24 protein-coding genes are annotated in these 24,010 nt (G+C 69.6%); 6 read left to right on the top strand and 18 right to left on the bottom strand.

The annotated features are described in order from the left end of the window. Positions 1 to 55: 55 nt before the first annotated feature. The 5 genes from OHA25_RS32470 to infC form a co-directional block, all read right to left on the bottom strand. Entirely contained in the window at positions 56 to 1,150 is a 1,095-nt protein-coding gene (locus tag OHA25_RS32470) for a sensor histidine kinase (RefSeq protein WP_305921697.1), read from the bottom strand. 50 nt (positions 1,151 to 1,200) lie between these two features. Next, positions 1,201 to 2,004: a TrmH family RNA methyltransferase gene (locus OHA25_RS32465; protein ID WP_327580749.1), complete on the bottom strand. Its 804-nt coding sequence runs from the start codon at positions 2,002 to 2,004 to the stop codon at positions 1,201 to 1,203. Between the two features lie 62 nt (positions 2,005 to 2,066). Continuing rightward, positions 2,067 to 2,450, bottom strand: a complete 384-nt coding sequence (rplT, locus tag OHA25_RS32460) for a 50S ribosomal protein L20 (RefSeq protein WP_127934456.1) — start codon at positions 2,448 to 2,450, stop codon at positions 2,067 to 2,069. Positions 2,451 to 2,477: 27 nt separating this feature from the next. Continuing rightward, complete coding sequence (gene rpmI, locus OHA25_RS32455) at positions 2,478 to 2,672, bottom strand: 50S ribosomal protein L35 (RefSeq protein ID WP_043622108.1); 195 nt, start codon at positions 2,670 to 2,672, stop codon at positions 2,478 to 2,480. A 126-nt stretch (positions 2,673 to 2,798) separates the two neighbouring features. After that, positions 2,799 to 3,368, bottom strand: coding sequence for a translation initiation factor IF-3 (infC, locus tag OHA25_RS32450; protein ID WP_327591069.1), 570 nt, complete (start codon positions 3,366 to 3,368; stop codon positions 2,799 to 2,801). 354 nt (positions 3,369 to 3,722) lie between these two features. On the opposite strand from infC, the gene OHA25_RS32445 reads away from it, so the two are divergent. Together OHA25_RS32445 and OHA25_RS32440 are read left to right on the top strand one after the other, a co-directional pair. Further along, positions 3,723 to 4,010, top strand: a complete 288-nt coding sequence (locus OHA25_RS32445; RefSeq protein WP_327580748.1) for a type II toxin-antitoxin system Phd/YefM family antitoxin — start codon at positions 3,723 to 3,725, stop codon at positions 4,008 to 4,010. Beyond that, positions 4,007 to 4,426 (top strand): type II toxin-antitoxin system VapC family toxin, encoded by a 420-nt coding sequence (locus OHA25_RS32440; protein WP_327580747.1) that lies wholly within the window; start codon positions 4,007 to 4,009, stop codon positions 4,424 to 4,426. Before OHA25_RS32445 ends, OHA25_RS32440 begins: the two co-directional genes overlap by 4 nt. Here the strand turns inward: OHA25_RS32440 and OHA25_RS32435 are convergent. From OHA25_RS32435 to OHA25_RS32390, 10 genes are all read right to left on the bottom strand, one after another. Continuing rightward, complete coding sequence (locus OHA25_RS32435) at positions 4,398 to 5,255, bottom strand: shikimate dehydrogenase (RefSeq protein ID WP_327580746.1); 858 nt, start codon at positions 5,253 to 5,255, stop codon at positions 4,398 to 4,400. The genes OHA25_RS32440 and OHA25_RS32435 overlap by 29 nt on opposite strands. 395 nt (positions 5,256 to 5,650) lie before the next feature. Next, positions 5,651 to 6,808 (bottom strand): endolytic transglycosylase MltG, encoded by a 1,158-nt coding sequence (gene mltG, locus OHA25_RS32430; protein ID WP_327580745.1) that lies wholly within the window; start codon positions 6,806 to 6,808, stop codon positions 5,651 to 5,653. Between the two features lie 211 nt (positions 6,809 to 7,019). Then, positions 7,020 to 8,453, bottom strand: a complete 1,434-nt coding sequence (mltG, locus tag OHA25_RS32425) for an endolytic transglycosylase MltG (RefSeq protein WP_327580744.1) — start codon at positions 8,451 to 8,453, stop codon at positions 7,020 to 7,022. Between the two features lie 268 nt (positions 8,454 to 8,721). Beyond that, positions 8,722 to 9,201, bottom strand: a complete 480-nt coding sequence (ruvX, locus tag OHA25_RS32420) for a Holliday junction resolvase RuvX (protein ID WP_327580743.1) — start codon at positions 9,199 to 9,201, stop codon at positions 8,722 to 8,724. Position 9,202: 1 nt separating this feature from the next. Next, positions 9,203 to 11,875, bottom strand: coding sequence for an alanine--tRNA ligase (gene alaS / locus OHA25_RS32415; RefSeq protein WP_327580742.1), 2,673 nt, complete (start codon positions 11,873 to 11,875; stop codon positions 9,203 to 9,205). Positions 11,876 to 11,897: 22 nt separating this feature from the next. Further along, the gene (locus OHA25_RS32410) at positions 11,898 to 12,128 is read right to left on the bottom strand and encodes a hypothetical protein (protein ID WP_327580741.1); all 231 of its coding nucleotides are present in this window, start codon (positions 12,126 to 12,128) and stop codon (positions 11,898 to 11,900) included. After that, on the bottom strand, positions 12,125 to 12,505 hold the full coding sequence (locus OHA25_RS32405) for a DUF948 domain-containing protein (RefSeq protein WP_327580740.1): 381 nt from the start codon (positions 12,503 to 12,505) through the stop codon (positions 12,125 to 12,127). The genes OHA25_RS32410 and OHA25_RS32405 overlap by 4 nt, the downstream gene beginning before the upstream one ends. Positions 12,506 to 12,589: 84 nt before the next feature. After that, entirely contained in the window at positions 12,590 to 13,528 is a 939-nt protein-coding gene (locus tag OHA25_RS32400; RefSeq protein ID WP_327580739.1) for an oxygenase MpaB family protein, read from the bottom strand. 44 nt (positions 13,529 to 13,572) lie between these two features. Beyond that, complete coding sequence (locus tag OHA25_RS32395) at positions 13,573 to 14,883, bottom strand: replication-associated recombination protein A (protein ID WP_442941925.1); 1,311 nt, start codon at positions 14,881 to 14,883, stop codon at positions 13,573 to 13,575. A 202-nt stretch (positions 14,884 to 15,085) separates the two neighbouring features. Then, on the bottom strand, positions 15,086 to 15,568 hold the full coding sequence (locus OHA25_RS32390; RefSeq protein ID WP_327580738.1) for a DUF2231 domain-containing protein: 483 nt from the start codon (positions 15,566 to 15,568) through the stop codon (positions 15,086 to 15,088). 168 nt (positions 15,569 to 15,736) lie between these two features. Between OHA25_RS32390 and OHA25_RS32385 the strand changes: the two genes are divergently transcribed. Continuing rightward, positions 15,737 to 16,642 carry a peptidylprolyl isomerase gene (locus tag OHA25_RS32385; RefSeq protein WP_327580737.1) on the top strand — a complete coding sequence of 302 codons (906 nt, stop codon included), beginning with the start codon at positions 15,737 to 15,739 and terminating at the stop codon, positions 16,640 to 16,642. A gap of 73 nt (positions 16,643 to 16,715) precedes the next feature. On the opposite strand, the gene aspS is transcribed toward OHA25_RS32385, so the two are convergent. Genes aspS through OHA25_RS32370 form a run of 3 tightly spaced genes read right to left on the bottom strand, consistent with a single transcriptional unit; the run spans position 16,716 to position 20,394 of the window. Then, positions 16,716 to 18,461, bottom strand: a complete 1,746-nt coding sequence (gene aspS, locus OHA25_RS32380; protein ID WP_327580736.1) for an aspartate--tRNA ligase — start codon at positions 18,459 to 18,461, stop codon at positions 16,716 to 16,718. Beyond that, positions 18,458 to 19,714, bottom strand: a complete 1,257-nt coding sequence (gene hisS, locus OHA25_RS32375; RefSeq protein ID WP_327580735.1) for a histidine--tRNA ligase — start codon at positions 19,712 to 19,714, stop codon at positions 18,458 to 18,460. The genes aspS and hisS overlap by 4 nt, the downstream gene beginning before the upstream one ends. Next, positions 19,714 to 20,394: an MBL fold metallo-hydrolase gene (locus OHA25_RS32370; RefSeq protein ID WP_327580734.1), complete on the bottom strand. Its 681-nt coding sequence runs from the start codon at positions 20,392 to 20,394 to the stop codon at positions 19,714 to 19,716. Before OHA25_RS32370 ends, hisS begins: the two co-directional genes overlap by 1 nt. Positions 20,395 to 20,532: 138 nt before the next feature. On the opposite strand from OHA25_RS32370, the gene OHA25_RS32365 reads away from it, so the two are divergent. The 3 genes from OHA25_RS32365 to OHA25_RS32355 all read left to right on the top strand — a co-directional run bounded on the left by OHA25_RS32365 (position 20,533) and on the right by OHA25_RS32355 (position 23,861). Beyond that, entirely contained in the window at positions 20,533 to 21,408 is an 876-nt protein-coding gene (locus OHA25_RS32365; RefSeq protein WP_327580733.1) for a peptidylprolyl isomerase, read from the top strand. 62 nt (positions 21,409 to 21,470) lie between these two features. Next, entirely contained in the window at positions 21,471 to 22,700 is a 1,230-nt protein-coding gene (locus tag OHA25_RS32360; RefSeq protein WP_327580732.1) for a DUF349 domain-containing protein, read from the top strand. A 69-nt stretch (positions 22,701 to 22,769) separates the two neighbouring features. Further along, positions 22,770 to 23,861, top strand: a complete 1,092-nt coding sequence (locus OHA25_RS32355; protein ID WP_327580731.1) for a cupin domain-containing protein — start codon at positions 22,770 to 22,772, stop codon at positions 23,859 to 23,861. Positions 23,862 to 24,010 lie beyond the last annotated feature (149 nt).

Here is a 24,010-nt window from a genome sequence, read left to right as displayed (position 1 = left end):
GCTTGAGCGGAAAAGAGTCTAGTGGGGCCCGCCCACCGAGCCCGCATTCCGCTTGTCACATAGACGAGGCGAAGTCGGGCGTGCCGGTGGGCACGGTAAATCGAAACTCCGCCCCGCCCTCGGGCGCCCGCTGCACGGTGATGGTGCCACCGTGCGCCTCGACCAGGCCCTTGACGATGAACAGCCCGAGACCGGTGCCGCCGCGCCTGCGGCTGTTGCCGCCCCGCCAGAACTGCCGGAAGACGCGCGGGGCCAGCTCGGGCTCGATGCCCTCGCCCTCATCGCGCACCGACACGGCAACTCCCCATCCCACGGACTCGATCTCGATTGTCACGGTGCCGCGCCCGTGGCGCAGCGCATTTTCCACCAGGTTACCCAGAATCTGGTCGAGCTTGTCCTGGTCGAGCCACATCTCGGGCAGGTCGTCGCCCACGATCAGGTGGAAGCGGTCCTCCGCCTCGCCTGCCGCGACCCGGCCCGCGATGAGCCTGCGCACCCTGGCGGGGATGTCGACGACCTGGCGGCGCACCTCCAGCCGCCCGGACTCGATGCGGGAGACGTCGAGCAACTCGGTGATGAGCCTGGTGACGCGGTCGGCGTCGTTGTTGACGGTCTCGAGCATCACCCGCTTCTGCTCGTCGGTGAAACGGGTCCACTTGGCCAGCAGGGTCGCGGTGAAGCCCTTGACGCTGGTCAGCGGCGAGCGCAGCTCGTGGGCCACGGTGGAGACCAGGTCGGCGCGGCTGCGCTCCAGCCGGGCGCGGGCGCCGCCGTCACGCAGGGTGATCGCGACCCGCTCGACCTCGCCACCGCGCTCCGGCTCGCGTACGAGCCTCGCGGTGACGTGGAGCTCCTGCCCGCCCGGCAGGTGCAGCGGCCGCTCCGGCACCCGGCTACGGGTGCGCAGCCCGCATTCGGGGTCGACCGCCTTCCACCAGTCGCGCCCGTCGTGGTCGCGGAACGGGAACACGTCGTTCATGTGGCGGCCGACCGCGCGCTCCATGGCCACGCCGGTGAGCCGGGCCGCGGCCCGGTTGACGGCCAGCACGCACCCATATCGGTCGGTCACGATGAGACCGTCGGGAAGGTCGTCGATGGCTATCGTGCACGCGGCGGCCACTACTTGCCCGTCGGTTTCCGCACCGTGCACGACCTCGCCTCCTCCGCCTACAACGCCGACAATAGCGGGTTTCCGGCCGCCTAGGACACTCGCTGAGCCCTAGCGGAGGAGTAAAGGCATACCGCCGCCGCGGTGGCCAGGTTGAGACTTTCAGCCTGTCCGTAGATGGGCACTCTGACCACATCATCCGCTTCGGCCAGTATCTCCTCCGGCAGTCCCCAAGCCTCGTTGCCGAAGATCCACGCGGTGGGGCCCGACAGGTCGACGTCGTCGAGCGTATGCTTGCCCGCGCCGTCTGCCGCCAGCACCCGCAAGCCTCGCTCCTTCAGTTGACGCACAGTGGCACTGACCGGTGCACCGATGACGACCGGCAGATGAAAAATGCTGCCGGCGCTGGCGCGCACACATTTGCCGTTGTACGGATCGACGGAGGCATCGGTGAACACCACCGCGTCCGCGCCGGCCGCGTCGGCCACCCGCATCACAGTGCCGGCGTTGCCCGGGTCACGAACGTGCGCGAGCACCGCCACCAGGCGCGGCGGCTCCTCCAGCGCCTCGTCCAAGGGGACGTGCACGAGCGTGCACACCGCCAGCAGCCCCTGCGGGGTCACCGTCTGTGACAGCTCGGCCATCACCTCGCCGCTGGCCCGGTGCACGGGCACGCCCTTGAGCGTCGCCTCGGTGATCAGCTCGGGGTGGCGCAGCTCGGCCTCGGCGGTGCTGAACAGCTCCAGGGTGACGCCGTCGAGCCGCAGCGCCTCGCGTACCGCCTGCGGGCCCTCGGCCAGGAACCTGCGGTCCTGCTCCCGGAAGGCCCGCTTGGTGAGGCGCCGGGCGGCCTTGACCCGCGGCGACTTCACGTTGGTCAGCTCGGACCCGGCCATGCTCTCCCCCTGTGGATACGGCAAAGGGCCCACCGTCAGCCGGTGGGCCCCTCTGTGGTGCTTCAGCTCGCGGCCGGAGCGTTCACGTTCGCCGGCAGCGCCTTCTTGGCGGCCTCGACGAGCGTGGCGAAGGTCTGAATGTCGTTCACCGCGAGATCGGCGAGGATCTTGCGGTCGACCTCGATGTTGGCCAGGCGCAGGCCCTGGATCAGACGGTTGTACGTCATGCCGTTCTGGCGGGCCGCGGCGTTGATCCGCTGGATCCACAGACGGCGGAACGCGCCCTTGCGGTCCTTACGGTCCCGGTAGGCGTACGTCATCGAGTGGAGCATCTGCTCCTTGGCCTTGCGGTAAAGACGTGACCGCTGGCCACGGTAACCGGTAGCCCGTTCGAGGACGACCTTGCGCTTCTTCTTGGCGTTGAGCGCCCGCTTCACGCGTGCCATGTTTCTTCTCCCCGGGGAAAGTTCGCGCTACTTGGCGAGCAGCTTCTTGATCTTCTTGGAATCGGCGTCGGAAAGGACGACTTCATTCTTGAGACGGCGCGTCAGCGTGGACGACTTCCACTCGTTGTAGTGGGCGCGATTGGCACGGCGACGCTTGATCTTGCCGGTGCCGGTCAGCCGGAACCGCTTCTTCGCACCACTGTGCGTCTTCATCTTCGGCATGTCGCCGTCTCTCCTCGTTTCGGTCGTGCCGGTGGCCGGGCCGGTGCTGGCCGACCCGGTCGCGGCGTCTTTCGTCGTCCCGGTGGCTGAATCGGGGTGCTTTGTAAGGCTAACCCCAACCGCGGGTCATCCTTCCTGTACGGAAGCGTCCTCGCTGCCACGCTGTGCCCTGGCTGCGGCCTTTTCGGCCTTGGCCTCGGCCTTCTTCTTGTGCGGACCGATCACCATGATCATGTTACGGCCGTCCTGCTTGGCGTGGGATTCCACGAAGCCGAGCTCCTGGACGTCGTCCGCGAGCCGCTGCAGCAGCCGGAAGCCCAGCTCCGGCCGGGACTGCTCGCGCCCGCGGAACATGATCGTGACTTTGACCTTGTCTCCCGCCTTGAGGAACCGCACCACGTGACCCTTCTTGGTCTCGTAGTCGTGCGGGTCGATCTTCGGCCGGAGCTTGATCTCCTTGATGATCGTGTGCGCCTGATTCTTGCGCGCCTCGCGCGCCTTCATCGCGGACTCGTACTTGAACTTGCCGTAGTCCATGAGCTTGCACACGGGCGGTCGAGCCGTGGCCGCGACCTCGACGAGGTCAAGGTCGGCTTCCTGGGCGAGCTTCAGGGCGTCGTGAATCGAGACGATGCCTACCTGCTCGCCGTTCGGGCCCACGAGGCGAACCTCGGGAACTCGGATACGCTCGTTGATGCGGGGCTCAGTGCTGATGGGGCCTCCTAGGTTTGCGATCCCTACGTGCTCGTCGTGCCGAGGGCCTTCCGCGCTTCCTGACGCGAAAAGCCCCGCACGTCGCGCATGCGGGGCCACTGAGCTCTGTGGCTTTCGTGGCCTCGAGCTCCCCGGAGTAGTCCGGCGTGATCCTGGACCCGGACACCTTTCGGCGACTCGGGTGGGAGGGAGACCTCCGCTTGCGCGTCCAGCAGTGCATGCCGGACCGATCAGAGAGCTACATTACCACAACCACGTAGCGTCCTCGAATCTTCCCCGCTGGCCCGACACCTTCCCCTAGAATTCTGTCCAGGAAAATAGTCAGAATGGAGTCATATGACAGGAGAACAGCTCGAAGCGACCAAATGGCAGCTGCAAGAGGCCAAGCAGCGGTTCAGCGAGGTCGTTCGCAGAGCACATGACGAGGGGCCGCAGATCGTCATGCGGCACGGGCGCGATGTGGCGGTGATCCTCGACATGGAGGAATATCGCCAGCTCAAGAGCCAGGAGCCGAAGCCGGGCTTCAAGGAGTTTCTGCTCTCCGGTCCTGACCTGAGCGACCTGGACCTCGCTCGAGACAAGAGCACCGAGATGCGGGACATCGACTTCGAGGGCATCGAATGAGCTACATCCTCGACACCAACGTCGTGTCGGAGATGACCAAGCGCACCAGGGACGCCAACATGCAGGCGTGGCTCGACACCGTCAACGGGCCGGGCCTCTACGTGAGCGTCATGGTGTTCGGCGAGATCCGCAAGGGCGTCGAGTTGCTGCGGCGCCGCGATCCGGCACGAGCAGGCGGCTACGACAGCTGGCTGGCTCGTCTCCAGCGCGAGTTCAAGACCCGGATCCTACCGGTCACCGCCGCCGTGGCCGAGGAATGGGGGCGGCTGCATGCCATACGGCCGCTCCCGATCGTCGACGGCCTGATCGCCGCCACCGCACGCACGCACGACTGGATCCTCGTGACCCGCAACGTCAAGGACTTCGCTGGGCTCGGCGTGAAAACGATCAATCCGTTCGACTGGCCGCCCGCCTGAGGATCTCCGCTTCACCGGCCGCACGCATGGCCTCCACCGGCACATCCGTCCGGCCGGTCATCAACTCCACCTGCCGCGCCGCCTGGTGCAGCAGCATCGGGAACCCGCCGACCACCGTGCCGCCCGCCGCCTGCACGGCCGCCGCCGCTCTGGTCGGCCAGGGTGAGTAGACGACGTCGAAGAGCGCGGGGACCCGGGCCAGCCGGTCGGCGAAGGCGTCGGCGGCGCCGCTCGGCAGCGTGGACACCACCAGGTCCACCCCGGTGAGGGCGTCGAGTTTGTCGAACGTCTCCACCGCCAGCGCCACGCCGAGCCGCTCCGCCACCTCCACCGTCTCGCCTGCCCGCGCCGGGTCGCGTACCAGCAGGGTCGTCGAGAACAGCCCGAGGTTGCGCAGGGCCGCGAGCGTGGAGGCCGCGGTGGCTCCTCCGCCCAGCACGGTGGCCGACCGCGGCGCGGGCACTCCGGCCTCGGCCAGCGCCTGCTCGATGCCGTAGACGTCGGTGTTGTCGCCGTGCCGCAGTCCGTCGCGGAACACCACCGTGTTGGCGCCGCCGACCTCCACGGCCAGCTCTGAGACGGAGTCGAGCAGCGGCAGCACGGCCCGCTTGAGCGGCATGGTCAGCGACAGCCCCGCCCAGGCGTCACCGTCCTCCTGGCCCTGCCCGCGCACGGGTGTCAGCTCGCGCAGCAGGCCCGGCAGCCGTGCCTCGTCGCATTCGAGCGCCTCGTAGCTCCACCCGTCCAGGCCCATCGCCTGATAGGCGGCCCTGTGCAGGTAGGGCGAGAGCGAATGAGCGATGGGCGATCCCAACACGGCGGCTCGCATCCGCACTCCTTCCGAACGAACACGACGACCCTATCGCCAACGCGGCGCCCAGCATCGCAAGCCCGGCACCGCCCAGCAGCTCAGCCCTGTCACCGCCCGCCCACCCTCGCACCGGGGGTCCCGCCACATACACGGGGCCGGCCCAGTTTCACGGGCACCGCGCGGGTGTACGGCAAGCTCAACGCCCGGCACCTCTACCGGCACAGCTACGCCCGGCACCCCCTACCGGCACAGGGCGGCCGAAGGGCCTTGCAACGGGCGGGCACGGTGGCGATCATGGTGCCCTCTCGCGGGACCCATGACCGCAAGATCCGGCCCTCGGGCTTCAGGCACCGGGCCCGGTCGGCCGCCCACCCATCTCAGCGGGTGGGCGGCGGCGAGCGCGGACGGCTCGGTCAGCCGCCGTTGTTCTTGTATTCGGCGAGAAGCGCCTGGCGCTGAGCCTCCGTTGAGGCGAACTTGGTGACGTTGCTGTTGGGGTCGGTGGCGATGAACCAGAGCCAATCCCCCTTCGCCGGGTTCAGCGCCGCCTCGATGGCGTGGTCGCCGGGGTTGGAGATCGGGCCGGGCGGCAGGCCCAGGTTCTGGTAGGTGTTGTACGGGTGTCTGGTCTTCGTCTCAGCGAAGGTGGCGGCTGTGCCGTACTTGCCGAGCGCGTACATCACCGTGCTGTCCATCTCCAGCTTCATCTGCGGCTTGCGCTCGAGCCGGTTGTAGATGACGCGGGCGATCTTCGCCATGTCCTCCTGCCGGCCCGCCTCGGCCTGCACGATGCTCGCGATGACCATGATCTGGTGCGGCGTGTGGCCGAGCTCCTTGGCGCCGCCTTCGAGGTCCATCTGTTCGGCCGTCTGGTTGAACCTCTTGACCATCGCCGCCAGCATCTGCTTCGGGGTGGACTTGGGCTGGAAGTCGTACGTGGCGGGGAAGGCGTAGCCCTCGAGCTTGCCCTTCGCATACGACGGCAGGTCCAGATCCTCGGCGTCCTTGGCCGCGGAGGTGAACTCCTTGACCGGCTTGCCGGTCTCCTTGGCGAGCGTGGTGAGCGTGTCGGACAGCCGCAGGCCCTCCTTGAGCGTCACCTTGGCGAGCAGCCGGTTCTCCGGGACGAGCATCGTTACGGCGAAGGCCGCCGACATCTGCTTGCGCAGCTTGTACGAGCCCGGCTGCAGCGAGGCGCTCTTGCCGGCGTTGGCGATCGCGTTGGTGAACGCCCTGGCGCTTTTTACGACCCCCTGCCGCTCCAGCTCCTCGGCCACCTCCGAGGCACTCTGCCCGTCCTTGATCTCAATGACGACCTCGCCGGTGCCCTGACCGGTGTAGTCGTCGGGGACGAGGGCGTCGCTGAGCCAAAGGTAGCCGTAGTATCCGCCGCCGCCGATGATGCCCGCCAGCACGACGAAGGCGAGCAGTGGCGCTATGAATCGACCCCGGTTGCGGCGCCTGCGCCGTCTGCGGCCGTTGCCACGTTTGCCGGAGCCTCGGGTGCGGCGCCTGGTCTGACCTTCGTCGTCTTCGGCGCCGAGCAGCGTGTTCAGATCGAGATCGTTCATAGGTTCGCTGGCCAATCTCCCGGTACTGCCGGCCAGGCGTCAAGCGGAAGTGCCCAACCGGCAGGGGTTACCGAGTGGAACTGGGGGAACCGCCGGACATGCTGCCATGACCGGCGGAGATCACTCTGGGTAGCCATGCTAGGGGACGGAAAGAGGACGCATGCCCCGCGTTGGAGCTTTTGCGTGGGGACGGAGGGGGTCCCGTCGGCCATCAGCTCGCCCCGAGGTTCTTGTTCAACTCTTCCCGGTATCTCACGAACTCGCTCTCTTTGTTGGTGAATTTGGTGATTCTATGCGCCGGATCCGTCGTTACAAACCAGTACCAATCGCCCCTGGCCGGGTGCAAGGCCGCCATCAGCGCCTTCTCCCCGGGATTGGCGATGGGTCCTGGCGGCAGTCCTTTGCGGCGGTAGGTGTTGTAGGGGGAGTCCACCTTGGTATCGCGCTCCGTTACTCTCAGTGTCCGCCGGTTCTGCGCGTACAGGACGGTGCTGTCGATCTCGAGCGGTGTGCCCTTCGCGAGCCGGTTGTAGATCACTCGGGAGATCTTGGGATAGTCCTCGTCAGTGCCGCCCTCCGCCTGAATCAGGCTGGCCACCGTGACGGCCTCCAGCGGCGTCAGCTTCACGCGCGCCGCCTGCTCGGCCAGCCGCACCTTCTTGGCCGCGACGCCGAAGCGCTCGACCATCGCGGCGAGCACGTCCACGGCCGTGTCCCCTGGCTCGATCTCGTACGTGGCGGGGAAGAGGAACCCTTCGAGCCCGGGCGCGTACTTGGGCAGTCCGACCAGGGCCTTGTCCACGCTCTGCAGGTCCTTGAGCGGCAGCCCGGCCTGGCGGGCGAGGCGGGGCAGCACCTCGCTCACCCGCATGCCCTCGGGCACAGTGACCCGCCGCACCACCCTGGACGCGGGGCTGAGCAGCAGGTCGAGCGCGGCGCCCGCGGCCATGCCCTTGCGCAGGCGGTAGTGCCCGGGCCGCAGCCGGTCGGCCACCGCGCGATCCTCCGTCGCGCGGACGAACGACTGCGTGCTCGCCACCACCCCGGCCTCGGCGAGCGCCGAGCCAATGGCCTCCGCGCTGGAGCCGGGTGTGATCCGCACGGTCACCGCACCGCTGCCGGGGCCTTCGAAGTCGTCGGGGCTGAGGTACGGCTTGAGCACCGCGAACGCCCCTAGCGCCAGTGCCACCACCGCCGCGATCAGGCCGGCTGAGACCAGGGCGACCGTGCGCATGGCCTGCTTGCGGGGCGCCGGCAGCCGGACGTCGTCCGCCTCGGCATCTTCCCCCTCCAGAGGGTCCTGGCGCTCCTGAGAGTCCTCGCGCTCCTGAGAGTCCTCGCGCTCCTGAGAGTCCTCGCGCTCCTGAGAGTCCTCGCGCTCTTGGGAGCCCTCGCGCTCTTGGGAGCCCTCGCGCTCTTGGGAGCCCTCGCGCTCTTGGGAGCCCTCGCGGTCTTGGGAGCCCTCGCGGTCTTGGGAGCCCTCGCGGTCTTGGGAGCCCTCGGGCTCGGCCCGCTCGCCACCCTGTGACCCGGCCTCCTCGGGCGGGTCGTCGTCGGCCTGGAACGGGATCACGTCGCCGACGTCGCCCTGCTCCTCCTCACGAGGGTCATTCGGCGCGCGTCCGCCGGTGCCGTCGCCGCTCATGCGACCACCCCGCCAAACGCCTGGCCCCTCCGGCCTGCGACCACACACCCGCGCGTCCCGGGAAGGCCCGCCATCAACGCCACTCTCGCACGCGTCCCGGGAAGGCCCGCCATCGGCGCCACTCTCGCGCGCGTCCTGGGAAGGCTCGCCATCGGCGCCGCACCTGCGTGCCCGCTCATGGGGGACGCGTTCGACGTCCCCCTCACACGCCCGGCCGACCGGCCCCCCGCCGTCGCCGCCGTGCCGACCTGCCCCGTGAATCGCCCGCTCATCGGGCAGGTCCGTCGTCCGCCGGGGGCGGTGCGACGGGCCTGCCTGGTGGTCTTTCCGTGGCACGCTCGGAGTCGAGCGCATCCTGCAGCAGCACGACAGCCGCCGCCTGATCGACGACGCCACGCTGTTTCTTGGCCTTCACGCCGCTGGCCCGCAGTCCTTGCTGGGCGGCTACCGTGGTCAGCCGCTCGTCGAAGAGCCGTACGGGCGTCGGCGCGAGCCGGGCGGCCAGAGCGGTGGCGAACTGGCGGGCCAGCGTGGCCGCCTGCCCCTCGCGGCCCGACATCGAGGTGGGCAGTCCCACCACGACTTCGATCGCGTCGTGCTCGGCGACGATCGCGGCGATGCGGTCGAGGTCGCCCTTGCCCCGCTTGACTGTCTCGACTGGCGTGGCCAGCAGCCCCGAAGGGTCGCTGCGGGCCACGCCGACGCGTACGGAGCCGACGTCCACGCCGATCCGTGAACCGAACCTCATGTCAGCCGAGCTGCCCCGCGATGGCCTCCTCAACCAGGCGCAGCGCGTCGCCGATCGCCTCCGGTCGTGTGCCACCGCCTTGCGCGACATCGTCCTTGCCACCGCCGCCACCCCCAAGCGCCTTGGCGGCGACGCCGACCAGCTGTCCGGCCTTGAGCCCCCGCTCGCGCCCCGCCTCGTTGACCGCGGCAACCACCACGGGCCGGTCGGAGGGGACGCCGGCGATCAGGACGACCGCCGGCCGGTCGGCCGGGAACCTGCCACGCACATCAAGCGCGAGCTTACGCAGGTCATCGGGGCCGGTGCCATCAGGCGCGCGGTGTGTCACGACGGAGACTCCCCGCAGGTCACGAGCCTGGGCCACCAGATCACCGGCCGCCTCGAGCACCTGCGCCGAGCGGAGCCTTTCCAGCTCCTTCTCGGCCGTGCGCAGCCGGGTGACGATGCCGTCGATGCGCTCAGGCAACTCCTCGCGACGCGCCTTGAGCTGCTCGGTGAGCTGGTTGACCAGCACGCTCTCACGCGCCAGGAACCGGAACGCGTCGATGCCGACGAGCGCCTCGACGCGGCGCACGCCCGCGCCGACCGACTGCTCGCCCAGCACCTTGACCAGGCCGAGCTGGCCGGAGCTGTGCACGTGGGTGCCACCGCACAGCTCGCGCGAGTAGTCGCCGATCTCGACCACGCGGACCTCGTCGCCGTATTTCTCGCCGAACATCGCCAGCGCACCCATCGCCCTGGCCTCCGCCTGCGAGGTGTAGAAGGCGTTGACCTTGAGGTCGTTGATGAGCACCGCGTTGACCTCGTCCTCGACGTCGCGCAGCACGCTGGCCGGGACCGCGCCCGATGCGGTGAAGTCGAAACGGAAGCGGCCGGGCGAGTTTTCCGAGCCGGCCTGCGCCGCGGTCTCGCCGAGCGCGTTCTTGAAGCCGCGGTGGACGAGGTGGGTCGCGCTGTGGCTACGGGAGATCGCGCGGCGGCGCTCGATGTCGATCTCGGCCTGCGCCTCGTCCCCGACCCTCAGCTCGCCGCTGCGGACCTTGCCGCGGTGCACGACGAGCCCGGGCAGCGGGGACTGCACGTCGACGATCTCGACTTCGGCGCCGCTGGTGCGAATCACGCCCTGGTCGGCGAGTTGGCCGCCGCCCTCGGCGTAGAACGGGGTGCGCCCGAGCACCACCTCCACGGTCGAGCCCGCGCCCGCCGCGGGGACGGACGCGCCGTCCACCAGGATGCCCACCACGCTGGTGTCGGCCTCGGTCTGGTCGTAGCCGAGGAACTCGATCTTGCCTGCCGCCTCGAGCAGCTGCCCGAAGACGGAGATGTCGGCGTTGCCGGTCTTCTTCGCCGCCGCGTCGGCCTTGGCCAGCTGCCGCTGCTCCTTCATGAGGCGGCGGAAGCCCTCCTCGTCGACCTTGAGCCCGTGCTCGGCCGCCATCTCCAGCGTCAGGTCGATCGGGAAGCCGTAGGTGTCGTGCAGCTTGAACGCCTGGTCGCCGGGGATCGTGGTGCCGGACTTGCGCTTGGTCTCCTCGACGGCCACGTCGAAGATCGCGGTGCCGGTGCGCAGCGTGCCGAGGAAGGAGGCCTCCTCCGCGTCGATGACTCCGTGGATCTGCGGCGCGTCGGCCTTGAGCTCGGGGTATTGCTCGCCCATCACGTTGATCGCGACGTCGGTGAGCTCGTGCATATAGCGCTCGTCGCCGGAGCCGAGCAGGCGCAGGTTGCGCACCGAACGGCGCAGGATGCGGCGCAGCACGTAACCGCGGCCCTCGTTGCCGGGCATGACGCCGTCGGCCACCAGCATGGTGCCGGTGCGCACGTGGTCGGCGATCACCCGCAGGCTGACGTCGGAGCGGTGGTCGCGGCCGTAACGGGTCTTGGTGAGCTCGGCCGCCTTGTCGAGGATCTTGTAGGTGGTGTCGATCTCGTAGATGTTGTCGACGCCCTGCAGGATCGCCGCCATGCGCTCCAGGCCCATGCCGGTGTCGATGTTCTTCGCCGGCAGCTCGCCCGCCACGTCGAAGTCGACCTTGGTGCGGACCTGGCTGAGCTGGTATTGCATGAAGACGAGGTTCCACACCTCGAGGTAGCGGTCCTCGTCGGCGACCGGACCGCCCTCCTTGCCGTATTCGGCGCCGCGGTCGTAGTAGATCTCCGAGCAGGGGCCGCCCGGGCCTGGCACCCCCATGTGCCAGTAGTTGTCCTCCAGGCCGCGGCGCTGGATGCGGTGCTCGGGCAGGCCGACCTTGTTGCGCCAGAGGTCGTAGGCCTCGTCGTCCTCGAGGTAGACCGTCGCCCACAGCTTGTCCTCGGGGAAGCCGAAGCCGCCGTCGGACTCGGACCTGGTGAGCAGCTCCCACGCGAAAGGGATCACTTCGGACTTGAAGTAGTCGCCGATGGAGAAGTTGCCCAGCATCTGGAAGAACGTCGCGTGCCGGGTGGTCTTGCCGACCTCGTCGATGTCGGGGGTGCGCACGCACTTCTGCGCGGTGGCCAGCCGTGACGCCGGAGGCTTGCGCTGCCCCAGGAAGTACGGCTTGAACGGCACCATACCCGCATTGACCAGGAGAAGCGTCGGGTCCTCAGCGATCAGGCTGGCCGAGGGCACTATCTTGTGCCCACGCTCCTCGAAGAAGCGCAGGAAGCGGCGGGCGATCTCTGCCGACTCCATGATGGCCATCCTTTGCGTTTAGTCAGTTGTTGTCTTCAACGTTGTCGAGCCCGAAGCGTGCCCGCAACTCGGTTTCGCGCTCGGCGGCCTCGCCTAGCGCGTCAGAGGTAAAGTCTCTCACCTGCCGGAGCATGCCTGCCGCACCGTCCGCAGTCCTGTGGATGACATGGTTGGGATGGAGCGCTTGCAGCCTGCGCATCACCCACATGGCGAGGAACGCGCCGAGCGAAAGGTAGAACAGCCTTCTGATCATCGCGTCCGCCTCGGCACGGCTCTGCGCGGCCGGCGGGCCTCGATGGCGCGCCGCACGCCGTAGGTCAGCGACGACACCTTGATCAGCGGTCCGGTGAAGACCGTCTGCGTCACCGCGCTGAGCTTGGCCGCGTGGCCGCTGACCTGCTTGACGTCCCTGGCGATGGCCTCGACGGCGATCAGCTGCCTGTTGGTCTCGCTGACCGTGACGCTCAGGTCGTCCAGCAGCGGCGTGAGGCGGTTGTTGAGGTCGGCGACCGCCTTGGTGGTCTCCGTGAGCAGCCTGGCGAGCTTGACGAGCACCATGGCGAGAACGCAGACCAGGACGATCCAGCCCGTGGCCGCGATCAGCCCGGCGACCTCTCCAGCGGTAAGCATCCGCTCTCTCCCTCGTACGCTGGGCCGGAACGGCACGACCCTATCGCGTCCGAGCGACAACATCGGTGAGGACGACGAGCCGCCTCAGGCCGCCACGTCCGCTCCCGGCGCGCCCGCGAGCGCGCGCATGAGCCCGCGGGCCGCTCTGATCTCCGGCGCGACCAGCCGATCCGGCAGGGCGGCCGCCGCCACGCGCAACGCCTTGAGCGCCGTGCCGGCCGCGTACTCGGTGGCCTTGCCCGCGTGACAGCCGTACATCTCCTTGGCCCACTCGGGCAGCGTGGCGAAGGCGAGGGCGCCCGCGGCGGGCAGCGAGCCGAGCGCCAGCGGCGCTGTCAGTAGCGGAGCGGCGAGCTTGGGGCGGAGAGCGGCAGCTTGCGTGACCAGCGGAGCCCCGTGCGAGCGCGACCATAGACACAGAATGCGCAATGACAGTTGCGGGCTGAGGCTGCGGCGCAGCGCGTCGCGCGCCTCGTCGGTGGCCGACAGGTACGGGCGCATGCCCTCGAGGTAATCGCGCAGCTCCGGCACGTCGCCCGGCACGTCCCGCAGCCCGACGAGACTCGCGCTGCGCCGCTGCTCGGCCACATAGGCGTCGGCTTCCGCGCCGGTGAGCGGCACGCCGGCGCGCAGAGCCACCTCCAGGTGCGAGGAGGTCTCCACGCAGTGGACCCACCGCAGGTTCTCCTCGTCGTCCACCCGGAACAGAGTGCCGGTGTCGGTGTCGAGGCCGATGAGGCGGGCGTGCACGCGGCGCACCCGCTCGGCGGCCTGCTCGGCCTGCTCGCGGGTGCCGAACGTGCGCACCGTGAGGTAGGCGAGCTGCCGCCGCAGCCGTTCGCGGGCCACCTCGGGGTCGTCGAGCAGACAGTTCTGGGCGATGCCGCGGATGGTGCGGGGATGAAGGGCCTGCAGCTGGAAGGCGCGCAGCACCGCCGGCAAGGCGAGCGGCTCGGTGTGGATGCGCCAGGTGATCGATGTGGGGCCGAACAGGCCGCCACCGGAGGTAACGGTCGCCTTCACACGGTGGTGATTCCCCGTGAACAGCTGTTTAGTACGGCTTTCACCTATGCGTCCGGCTTTGCGCGCAGGAAGTCGCGGATCTTGGCCCAGCGGTCGGCGACCGGGGCCTCGGCGCCGTGCCGGGTCGGCTCGTAGTAGCGGCGCTCGCGGACCTGCTCGGGCGCGTAGTCCTGGCGGACGAGCCCGTGGTCGAAGTCGTGCGGGTATTTGTAGCCGTCCCCGTGGCCCAGCTTGGCGGCCCCTGGGTAGTGGGCGTCGCGCAGGTGGCCGGGCACCTGGCCGATCAGGCCGCGGCGCACGTCGCCGATCGCGGCCCCGATGGCCTTGACGACGGCGTTGGACTTGGGGGCCAGGGCGCAGTGGATGACGGCGTGCGCCAGGTTGATCTGCCCCTCGGGCAGGCCGATGAGCTGCACTGCCTGCGCGGCGGCGACGGCGGTCTGCAGGCAGGTGGGGTCGGCCATGCCGACGTCCTCGGAGGCGAAGATGACGATGCGGCGGGCGATGAAGCGCGGGTCCTCGCCCGCTTCGATCATGCGGGCCAGATAGTGGAGTGCGGCGTCGGCGTCCGAGCCGCGCATCGACTTGATGAACGCGCTGATCACGTCGTAGTGCTGGTCGCCCTGCCGGTCGTAGCGCACGGCGGCCTTGTCGACGGCCTTCTCCACGACCTCGACCGTGACGTCGTCGGCCAGCAGCGCCGCAGCCTCAAGGTAGGTCAGCGACCGGCGCGCGTCGCCGCCCGCGAGGCGTACGAGATGCTCCAGTGCCTCGGGCGCGAGGGTGACGCGGCCGTCCAGGCCGCGCGGGTCGGCGACGGCCCGCTCCAGCACCACGCGGATGTCGTCCTCGGACAGGGACTCCAGCGTCAGTAGCAGCGAGCGCGACAGCAGCGGCGAGATGACCGAGAAGAACGGGTTTTCGGTGGTCGCCCCGATGAAGGTGACCCAGCGGTTTTCCACGGCGGGCAGCAGGGCGTCCTGCTGTGCCTTGTTGAAGCGGTGCACCTCGTCCACGAACAGCACGGTCTGCCGCCCGGTCATGCCCAGCTCGCGGCGGGCGTTGTCGATGGCGGCCCGCACGTCCTTGACGCCGGCGGACACGGCCGAGACCTCGACGAAGCGGCGCTTGGTGACGTTGGAGACGACGTAGGCGAGCGTGGTCTTGCCGGTGCCCGGCGGGCCCCACAGGAACAGCGACATGGGGGCCTCGCTCTCGACCAGGCGCCGCAGCGGGGTGCCCTGGCCGAGCAGGTGCCGCTGGCCGATCACCTCGTCGAGCGTGCGCGGGCGCATGCGCACCGCGAGGGGCTGCGGGGTGGCCTCCTCAGCCGCCGAATCGAACAGGCTATCCACTTGACTCGCGATCCACAGTAATCATACAGTTACGAACTGTAAACGCTCCGCGCCCAGGCGACGCGGAGTGCCCTCCCCCATCCGGCCCCGGCCTGGTGGGCCAGCGTCCGGAGGGACGCGCACCAACGGGCCGACATCGGCACCAGGGCGCGACCACGATTGGCACTCCCAGCCAGTCAGAGACGCTCTCCACAACGCGAGATTACAGCCCCCACACGGCTCTCGCTCCGGAGTCGCCAGCGCGGAAGACGTAGTAGCTGGCGACTCCGGCCAGCGCCAGCGTCAGTCCCGACAGGGTCAGCGTCGCGGCGCGGCCGAACCGGTCGCCGCCCACGGAGTCGCGGGCCGGGCGGGTGGCGTACACCAGCAGCAGGGCGGCGGCGGCGAGCCCGAGCACCGACAGCAGCAAGGGGTTGGCGAAGCTCTGGTGGGTGGAGATGCGGGCGCCCACCTCGCCGCCGGCGGTGGCGAAGCGGGCCGCCTTGAGGCTCTCGCCGCTCTCCTTGGCCGCGTAGACGGCCGCGGGCGCCGCCAGGCAGAGCAGGACGACGGCCCAGGCCACGTACGGCCGCCAGCGCGGCAGCAGCGCGTAGACGGCGGCCGCGACGACGAGGAGCGGGGTCAGCACGACGGCGAAGTGGATGATCAGGGGGTGGGCCGGGAGGCCCAGGATCTGGTCGAACATGGGGGCTCCTTAGTGCTCATTTCAACTACGAATGTGAGCACCATATGGTTCGCGACCTCACAAGTCGCACATCACGGCTTTCGCCACTTACGTCCGGCACATATCGGAGGCCGGTAGCATGCGCGGAGTTGTTTGGTCATGTGACGGCAAAGATGAAGGAGACAAGCGGTGAGCGGCGACGACGACCGCAAGAGCGAGCTGGCGCGGGAGCACAAGGAGCGGCAGAAGGAGCGCGCCGCGGCCGAGCAGTCCTCCAAGGCGAGGCGGAACACCTTCATCGGCGCGGGCGTGGCCGTCGTAGTGGTGGCGGGCGGCATCTTCGCCGCGACCACGTTGGTCAGCAAGGATGGCGGTGAGGCGGCCTCGGCGGCGAGCACGCCCTCGGCGTCCGCGTCGGCGTCCGCCTCCGCCCCCGCGCCGACAGAGCTCCCGAGCACCACGCCGCCGAAGAAGGCGGGCTCGGTGTCGTGCACGTACAAGCGGGACGACTCGGTTCCGAACAAGTACGTGGGGATGCCCGGCAAGAAGCCCAACCTGAAGCTCAGCACGATGACGATCAAGACCAACCACGGTGACATCGTCATCGACGTGGACGCGAACGCCACCCCGTGCTCGGTGAACTCCATGGCGTTCCTGGCCAAGAAGAAGTTCTACGACAACACCAAGTGCCACCGCCTCGCGACGCCGGAGACGACCGGCCTGTTCCTGCTGCAGTGCGGCGACCCTCAGGCCAAGGCGGACGGCAAGAACCCGACGGACGGCCTGGGCACCGCGGGGTACGTGTTCGGCGACGAGGCCGTGGGCGTGGTGCCGTACACCAGGGGTGTGGTGTTCCTGACCCAGCCTCAGGACGCGGCCGGCCAGAACAGCAGCCAGTTCGCCATCTCGATGTCGGACGAGAACGCGCAGATCGAGCCGCAGTATTCGGTGCTGGGCATGGTGAAGTCGGGCCTGGAGATCATCGAGAAGATCGCCAAGGACGGCGTCACCGTCAACGAGGACGACATCACCGGCGACGGCGGCTCCACCGCCCCGAAGACGCCGATCGTGATCAAGAGCGTCACGGTCAAGTAGGAGACACAAGAACGGCAGGCCCCGCGACGCGGGCGCCTGCCGTTCTTGCGTTCACGCCTTGAGCGGCCGTCGTTCAGGCCTTGGGCTGGGCGTCGACGCCCGCCTCCTTGCGCTGGTCGGCCGTGATCGGCGTGGGCGCGGCGGTGAGCGGGTCGAAGCCGGAGGCCGTCTTCGGGAAGGCGATCACGTCGCGGATCGAGTCGCCGCCGGACAGCAGCATGCAGATCCGGTCCCAGCCGTAGGCGATGCCGCCATGCGGCGGCGGGCCGTACTTGAACGCCTCGAGCAGGAAGCCGAACTTGCTCTCGGCCTCCTCCTTGGAGATGCCGAGCACGTCGAAGACGCGCTGCTGCATCTCGGCCCGGTGGATACGGATCGAGCCGCCGCCGATCTCCATGCCGTTGCACACCATGTCATAGGCGTAGGCGAGGGCCTCGCCCGGGTGGTCCTGGAAGTTGTCGGCCCACTCCGGCTTGGGACCGGTGAACGGGTGGTGCACGGCCGTCCAGCCGATCTCGCGGCCCACCTCGTCGTGCACCGGCTCGAACATGGGGGCGTCGACGACCCACAGGAACGACCACGCCGACTCGTCGATCAGGTCGCAGCGCCGGCCGATCTCCAGGCGGGCGGCGCCGAGCAGGTCGCGGGAGGAGTGCCGGGGGCCGGCCGCGAAGAAGATCGCGTCACCCGGGTTGGCGCCGACCTTGGCCCCCAGCCCGCCGGCCTCCTCCTCGGACAGGTTTTTGGCCACCGGGCCACCGAGCGTGCCGTCCTCCTGCACGAGCACGTAGGCCAGGCCCTTGGCGCCGCGCGAGCGGGCCCACTCCTGCCAGCCGTCGAGCTCCTTGCGGGTCTGCGAGGCGCCGCCCGGCATGACGACCGCGCCGACGTATTCGGCCTGGAAGACGCGGAACGACGTGTTCGCGAAGTAGGCGGTCATCTCGACCAGCTCCTGGCCGAAGCGCAGGTCGGGCTTGTCGGAGCCGTAGCGGGCCATGGCGTCGGCGTACGTCATGCGCGGCAGCGGCGTGGGCAGCTCGTAGCCGGCGATCTCCTTCCACAGCCGGCCGATCAGCTTCTCGCCCACCTCGATGACGTCCTCCTGGTCCACGAAGGACATCTCGACGTCGATCTGGGTGAACTCCGGCTGCCGGTCGGCCCGCAGGTCCTCGTCGCGGTAGCACTTGGCAAGCTGGTAGTAACGCTCGAGCCCGCCCACCTGCAGCAACTGCTTGAACAGCTGGGGCGACTGCGGCAGGGCATACCAGTTGCCGGGCTGCAGGCGCACCGGCACGAGGAAGTCGCGGGCGCCCTCGGGGGTGGAGCGGGTCAGCGTGGGCGTCTCGACGTAGACGAAGCCGAGCTCGTGCATGACCTCGTTGGCGAGGTAGGTGGCCTTGGAGCGGGTGCGCATCGCAGTGGCCACCTGCTGGCGGCGGATGTCGAGGTAGCGGTATTTCAGCCGCGCCTCCTCCGACACGCCCACGTTGCCCTCGATTGGGAACGGCAGCGGCGCCGACTCGCTCAGCACCTCCACCGTGTCGGCCACGACCTCGATCCTGCCGGTGGGCAGGTCGGGGTTTTCGTTGCCCTCGGGGCGCAGGCGGACCGCGCCGACGACCTTCACGCAGTATTCGGCGCGCAGGTCGTGGGCGTGGTCCTCCTCGCGGAAGACCACCTGCGCCGAGCCGGAGGCGTCACGCAGGTCGATGAAGACCACGCCGCCATGGTCGCGGCGGCGGGCCACCCATCCCGCGAGCGTCACCTGCTGCCCGGCGTGCTCCTCGCGGAGCGACCCGGCCGTATGCGTGCGGATCACTGCACTTTCCCTTTCAAGAATTCGACGACCTCGGCCAAGGGCACCTCGGTCTGGTCAGCGGTGGTCAGGTCTTTCACTTGCACGGCCTCGGCGGCCAGGTCGCGATCGCCCAGGATCAGCGCGAACGCGGCGCCCGAACGGTCGGCGCCCTTCATGGCGCCCTTGAGCCCCTTGCCGCCGTAGGCCATGTCGGCGGCGACACCGGCCGCGCGCAGCTCGTTCACGAGCTTGAACATGGCGCGCGCCGCCTCGTCGCCCAGCGCCACACCGTACACCTCGCACCGAGGCGGGGCGGCGAGCGCGATGCCCTCCCTCTCCATGGCGATCACCGTGCGGTCGAGGCCGAGGCCGAAGCCGATGCCGGGCAACGGTGGCCCGCCGATGGCCTCGGAGAGCCCGTCGTAGCGGCCGCCACCGCCGATGCCGGACTGTGCGCCCAGCAGCGGGTGGTCGAACTCGAAGGTGGTGCGGGTGTAGTAGTCGAGCCCGCGCACCAGCCTGGGCGCGTCCTCCCACGAGACGCCGAGGTCGGCCAGCAGCTGTTTGACCCGGTCGTGGTAGGCCTTGCAGGCAGGGCAGAGGTGGTCGCCGATGAGCGGCGCTCCCTCCAGCTGCGCACGGACCTCGGGGCGCCTGTCGTCGAGCACGCGCAACGGATTGATCTCGATTCGGGCCCTGGTGGCCTCGTCAAGGTCGAGCGCGCGCAGGAACTCCTGCAACCGGGCGCGGTAAGCCGGGCGGCATTCCTTGCAGCCCAGCGAGTTGAGCAGCAACCGCACCTGGGTGAGGCCGAGCGCGGAGTACCACTGCCAGGCCAGCGCGATGGTCTCGGCGTCGACGGCCGGGTCCTCGCTGCCGATCGCCTCCAGGTCGAGCTGGTAGAACTGGCGGTAGCGGCCCTCCTGAGGCGCCTCGGCGCGGAAGACCGGGCCGTCGGTCCAGACCTTCACCGGGAGCTGGCCGCGGTGCAGGCCATATTCCAGGACCGCGCGCAGCACGCCGGCGGTGAACTCCGGGCGCAGCGTCAGCGACCTGCCGCCGCGGTCGGTGAAGGTGTACATCTCCTTGCTCACGACGTCGGTGGACTCGCCGACGCCGCGCGCGAACAGCTGGGTGTCCTCGAAAACCGCAGTCTCGAGGTAGGCGTAGCCCGCACGCCTGGCCGTCTCCGCGAACGCTCCGCGAATCGCGTAGAACGTCGAGGCCTGCGGTGGGACGTACTCCTTGACGCCTTTGGGTGCTTGGAAGCTCATTAGATCCCTCGTGTGGGACCGGCGTGCGGCGCTGCTTCTTTCAAGTATGGGTTGGTAGCGCGCTCGCGGCCGATCGTGGTCTGTGGTCCGTGGCCCGGCAGGACGACCGTATCGTCAGGCAGCGGCAGGCACTTGGCGGCCAGGCTGCGCAGGATCGTCGGGTAGTCGCCCCCGGGCAGGTCAGAGCGTCCGATGGAGCCGGCGAACAGCAGGTCGCCCGAGAACATGACCTCGTCATCGGGCAGCCGGAAGCTCACCGACCCCCTGGTATGGCCGGGCGTGTGGTCCACCACGAGCTCGAGGCCGGCCAGCTTGAGGACCGCGCCGTCGGTCAGCTCGCGCACGTCGTCGGGCTCGCTCAGCGTGAGGCCGCCGAACAGCGAGGCGCTCGTGTCGGACCAGCCCGCGGCCGGGTCGCTCAGCAGGTGGCGGTCCTCGGGATGGATCCACGCGGGGACGTCGCGCGCGCCGCACACCGGGGCGACCGACCAGACGTGGTCGAGGTGACCGTGGGTGAGCAGGACCGCGACCGGCTTGAGCCGGTGCTCGCGCAGCAGCTCGTCGACGGCTTCGGTCGCGTCCTGACCTGGATCGACGATGACGCACTCCTCACCGGCGGCAGGCGCGACGACGTAACAATTGGTCTGGAAGGCCCCTGCGGGGAAGCCGGCGATGAGCATCTGCCTCAGGTGATCTCGTCGAAAAGCCAATGGGAATGTAACCGAAGGGTACCGGTGCGGGTCGCCGGGCTGCGAATCATTACCCATTGGCCGATACGATTCGCCCACCTCAGTTGATTGACTATGGGAGGCAAAGCGGTGGCCACGGGGAAGGACCGGCAGAAGCAGCTGGCGCGTGAGCACTACGAACGGCAGATGCAGCGCCGTGTCGAGCGCGAGCAGAAGGCCAAGCGCACGGCGATCATCGGCTCCACTGTGGGCGTGGTGATCGTGGTCGGCGGCATCGTGGCGGCGGTCGCCCTGCTGGGCGGCGGTGATCAAACCACGGAAGCGGCCGCCACGCCCTCGGCGTCGGCCGCCGACACCGCCACGGCGGCGCCGAGCGCGAGCACGGGGCCGAAGCCGTACGACGCGGCGACCGGCACCTGCGACTATGTCAAGGACACCGCCGGCGGGCAGGTCAAGGACGTCGGCATGCCGCCGAAGAGCGTCAAGACCACGCCCGCCACGAAGACGATGACGTTCAAGACCAATCAGGGCGACATCGTGGTCGAGCTCAACAACGCCAAGGCGCCCTGCACGACCAACTCGCTGGAATTCCTGGCGAAGAAGAAGTACTACGACGGCAGCAAGTGCCACCGGCTCGGCAGCGACAAGTTCCCGATGCTGCAGTGCGGCGACCCGACCGCCAAGGCCGACGGCAAGAGCCAGGACGGCTCGGGCGGCCCCGGTTTCGTCATGGCCGAGGAGAACCTGCAGGGTGCCCAGTACAAGCGCGGCGTGATGGCGATGGCCAAAACCCAGGCGCCGGGCAGCACGGGAAGCCAGTTCTTCCTCGTTTTCGGAGACATCCAACTCGACCCGCTTTACACGCCGGTGGGTACGATCACCAAGGGGCTCGACATCCTGGACAAGGTAAGCAAAGCAGGCGTCATCGCCGACATGGGGGACGGGACGGGAGCACCGAAGCAATCCGTCGAAATCAAAGACGTGACAATCGCCGGCAAGAGCTGACGTAATACAAACTAGGGACGAAGTAGTCCCGAAGGGTCTGATGGATAGTGCGGGAGGACACGGTGAGCACCGACCCGTGGGGCCGGGTAGACGACGACGGCACCGTCTACGTGCGTACGGCTGAGGGAGAGCGGGCCGTCGGCTCCTGGCAGGCCGGTGAACCCGAAGAGGCACTGGCGTACTTCCATCGCAAGTACGACGAGCTGGCGGGCCAGGTTCAGCTGCTCGAGCAGCGGGTTCGGGGCACGGATCTGGCACCGGCGCAGGCCGAGGCCAGCATCGCCAAGCTGCGCGAGGCCGTCGCGGACGCCCATGCCATCGGCGACCTGGCCGCGCTGACCACCCGCCTGGACGGCCTGACGGAGCTGGTCGCCCAGCGCCGCGAGGAGGTCAAGGCGGCCCGTGATCACGCGCGCGCCGAGGCCAGGGCGGTCAAGGAGCGCATCGTCGGCGAGGCCGAGCGGATCGCCGACGAGACTACCCACTGGAAGTCGGGCGGCGAGCGGCTGCGCCAGCTGGTCGAGGAGTGGAAGGCCGCCGACCGCATCGACAGGGTCACCGAGGCGGCGCTGTGGAAGCGGCTGTCGGCCGCCCGCACGGCGTTCGCCAAGCGGCGCAAGCAATACTTCGCGGGCCTGGACGAGCAGCGCGAGGGCATCCGCGCGGCCAAGGAGCGCATCGTGGCCGAGGCCGAGGCGCTCGCGGACTCCACCGACTGGGGCCAGACCGCGGCCGTCTACCGCGAGCTGATGCAGCAGTGGAAGAGCGCAGGGCGGGCCTCGCGGGAGGCCGAGGACGAGCTGTGGGCCCGCTTCAAGGCCGCGCAGGACCAGTTCTTCCAGGCCCGGTCGGCGGTCTTCGCCGAGCGGGACGCCTCGCTGGCGGCCAACGCGCAGGTCAAGGAGGAGCTCCTGGCCGAGGCGGAGAAGATTCTCCCGGTCACCGACGTACGTACGGCCCGGGGCGCGCTGCGGCACATCCTGGAGCGGTGGGAGGCCGCGGGCCCGGTGCCGCGCGAGCAGCGCGACCGGCTCGAGGGCGGGCTGCGCAAGGTCGACGAGGCCGTGCGCAAGGCCGAGGACGCCGAGTGGAAGCGGTCCAACCCTGAGGCCAGGGCCCGCGCGCAGAGCACGGTCGACCAGCTGCGCACCTCGATCGAGCAGCTGGAGAAGCGGCTGGCCAAGGCGCAGGCGGCCGGGCGTGCCAAGGACGTCAAGGAGGCCGAGGAAGCCCTGGTGGCCCGCCGCTCCTGGCTCGAGGAGGCCGAGCGGACGCTGGCCGAGTTCAGCTGACGTCGCCTTCCCGCCCGATCGTGGGGAATCGGGCGGCACGCGAAGCGGCCTGCGATCTAGGCTTGCGCCATGGATCCCGTCAGCGTCGCTCGCGCTCTCGTCGAGGAGATGTTCCCGGGGGCCCTGTACGCCTTCGTCGGCGGCAGCGTGCTCACCGAGCAGCGCACCAGCACGTCGGACCTGGACGTCGTCGTGGTGCTCGACGGCCTGCCCGTCCCCTATCGCGAGTCGCTGCGCTGGCGCGGGTGGCCGGTCGAGCTGTTCGTGCACAGCGAGACCAGCCTGCACGCCTACCTCGACAAGGACTTCGACCGGCGGCAGCCGACCCTGGCGCGCATGTGCGCCGAGGGCGCGGTGCTGACCGACCGGACCAGCGGCCGGGCCAGCGACCTCCAGACGGCCCTGAGCGAGCGCCTGGCGGCCGGCCCGGGCGGGTTGACGGACACAGAGGCCGAGCGGGCCAGATACGCGCTCTCCGACCTCCTGGACGACCTGTCGGGGGCGATCGATCCCGGCGAGCAGACGTTCATCCGGTGGCAGGTGGTGCAGGAGACGGCCAGGATGGCGCTGGGGTTCGGGCGCAGGTGGCAGGGCAGCGGCAAGTGGCTGCTGCGCGAGCTCCGCGCGCACGACCCGGACCTGGCCGCCGAGCTGCTCGCCGCGCACGACGACCCGGCACGGCTGGCCGCCGTGGCCTCAGATGTGCTTGAGGGGGCGGGAGGGCGGCTCTGGGAGGGCTATCGGGCCGAGGGCGACCCGTTTCACCGGCCGCTGCGTCACGTGCCCGCAGAGGGGCTCTCGGGCGGCACGGCGCAGAGCTCGGGCATGCGGCGGCTGGCGGCCATCAGCGGGGCCACCGCCGGGTCGGCGCGGTTGTGGATGGGGCAGACGCACGTGGCGCCGGCCACCCGGTCCTCCGATCATCACCATGGGGCGTCGGAGACGGCGATCTACGTGGTCAGCGGCACGCCGTCGTTCGTGTTCCTGGAGGGAGCGCGGGAGGTGCGGCTGGAGACCAAGCCCGGCGACTACGTCTTCGTGCCGCCGTACGTGCCTCATCGCGAGGAGAACCCGGACCCGGCTCAGGAGGCGGTCGTCGTGATCGCCCGCAGCACCCAGGAGGCCATCGTCGTCAACCTCCCCGACCTGCGCCCCCGCTGACCCGCCGGCACGGCCCGGTCCGGCGGCTCGGCGGCCGGCGCCCCAGATGGACGTCAAGCCCCGAAGCCTCTGATCGGCAGCACGGTGATCCGGTGGCGGCATCGGCCGGCACCACGCGGCAGCGCCCACGGCGCCCTGCCAACGCAGCG

Source organism: Nonomuraea sp. NBC_00507, assembly GCF_036013525.1.
In the GTDB taxonomy this organism is placed as follows: domain Bacteria; phylum Actinomycetota; class Actinomycetes; order Streptosporangiales; family Streptosporangiaceae; genus Nonomuraea.
Note: the sequence above shows the minus strand (reverse complement) of the source record. Positions and strands in the feature narration are given on the sequence as shown.

What these genes read in the sequence shown, in the direction of transcription:
- rpmI (WP_043622108.1), bottom strand. Translation starts at nt 2,672, where the DNA reads ATGCCGAAGATGAAGACGCACAGTGGTGCGAAGAAGCGGTTCCGGCTG.
- OHA25_RS32370 (WP_327580734.1), bottom strand. Translation starts at nt 20,394, where the DNA reads ATGCTCATCGCCGGCTTCCCCGCAGGGGCCTTCCAGACCAATTGTTAC.
- OHA25_RS32355 (WP_327580731.1), top strand. Translation starts at nt 22,770, where the DNA reads ATGGATCCCGTCAGCGTCGCTCGCGCTCTCGTCGAGGAGATGTTCCCG.
- mltG (WP_327580745.1), bottom strand. Translation starts at nt 6,808, where the DNA reads ATGAACGATCTCGATCTGAACACGCTGCTCGGCGCCGAAGACGACGAA.
- OHA25_RS32390 (WP_327580738.1), bottom strand. Translation starts at nt 15,568, where the DNA reads ATGTTCGACCAGATCCTGGGCCTCCCGGCCCACCCCCTGATCATCCAC.
- OHA25_RS32405 (WP_327580740.1), bottom strand. Translation starts at nt 12,505, where the DNA reads ATGCTTACCGCTGGAGAGGTCGCCGGGCTGATCGCGGCCACGGGCTGG.
- mltG (WP_327580744.1), bottom strand. Translation starts at nt 8,453, where the DNA reads ATGAGCGGCGACGGCACCGGCGGACGCGCGCCGAATGACCCTCGTGAG.
- OHA25_RS32410 (WP_327580741.1), bottom strand. Translation starts at nt 12,128, where the DNA reads ATGATCAGAAGGCTGTTCTACCTTTCGCTCGGCGCGTTCCTCGCCATG.
- rplT (WP_127934456.1), bottom strand. Translation starts at nt 2,450, where the DNA reads ATGGCACGCGTGAAGCGGGCGCTCAACGCCAAGAAGAAGCGCAAGGTC.
- OHA25_RS32465 (WP_327580749.1), bottom strand. Translation starts at nt 2,004, where the DNA reads ATGGCCGGGTCCGAGCTGACCAACGTGAAGTCGCCGCGGGTCAAGGCC.
- OHA25_RS32440 (WP_327580747.1), top strand. Translation starts at nt 4,007, where the DNA reads ATGAGCTACATCCTCGACACCAACGTCGTGTCGGAGATGACCAAGCGC.
- OHA25_RS32435 (WP_327580746.1), bottom strand. Translation starts at nt 5,255, where the DNA reads ATGCGAGCCGCCGTGTTGGGATCGCCCATCGCTCATTCGCTCTCGCCC.
- OHA25_RS32445 (WP_327580748.1), top strand. Translation starts at nt 3,723, where the DNA reads ATGACAGGAGAACAGCTCGAAGCGACCAAATGGCAGCTGCAAGAGGCC.
- alaS (WP_327580742.1), bottom strand. Translation starts at nt 11,875, where the DNA reads ATGGAGTCGGCAGAGATCGCCCGCCGCTTCCTGCGCTTCTTCGAGGAG.
- ruvX (WP_327580743.1), bottom strand. Translation starts at nt 9,201, where the DNA reads ATGAGGTTCGGTTCACGGATCGGCGTGGACGTCGGCTCCGTACGCGTC.
- hisS (WP_327580735.1), bottom strand. Translation starts at nt 19,714, where the DNA reads ATGAGCTTCCAAGCACCCAAAGGCGTCAAGGAGTACGTCCCACCGCAG.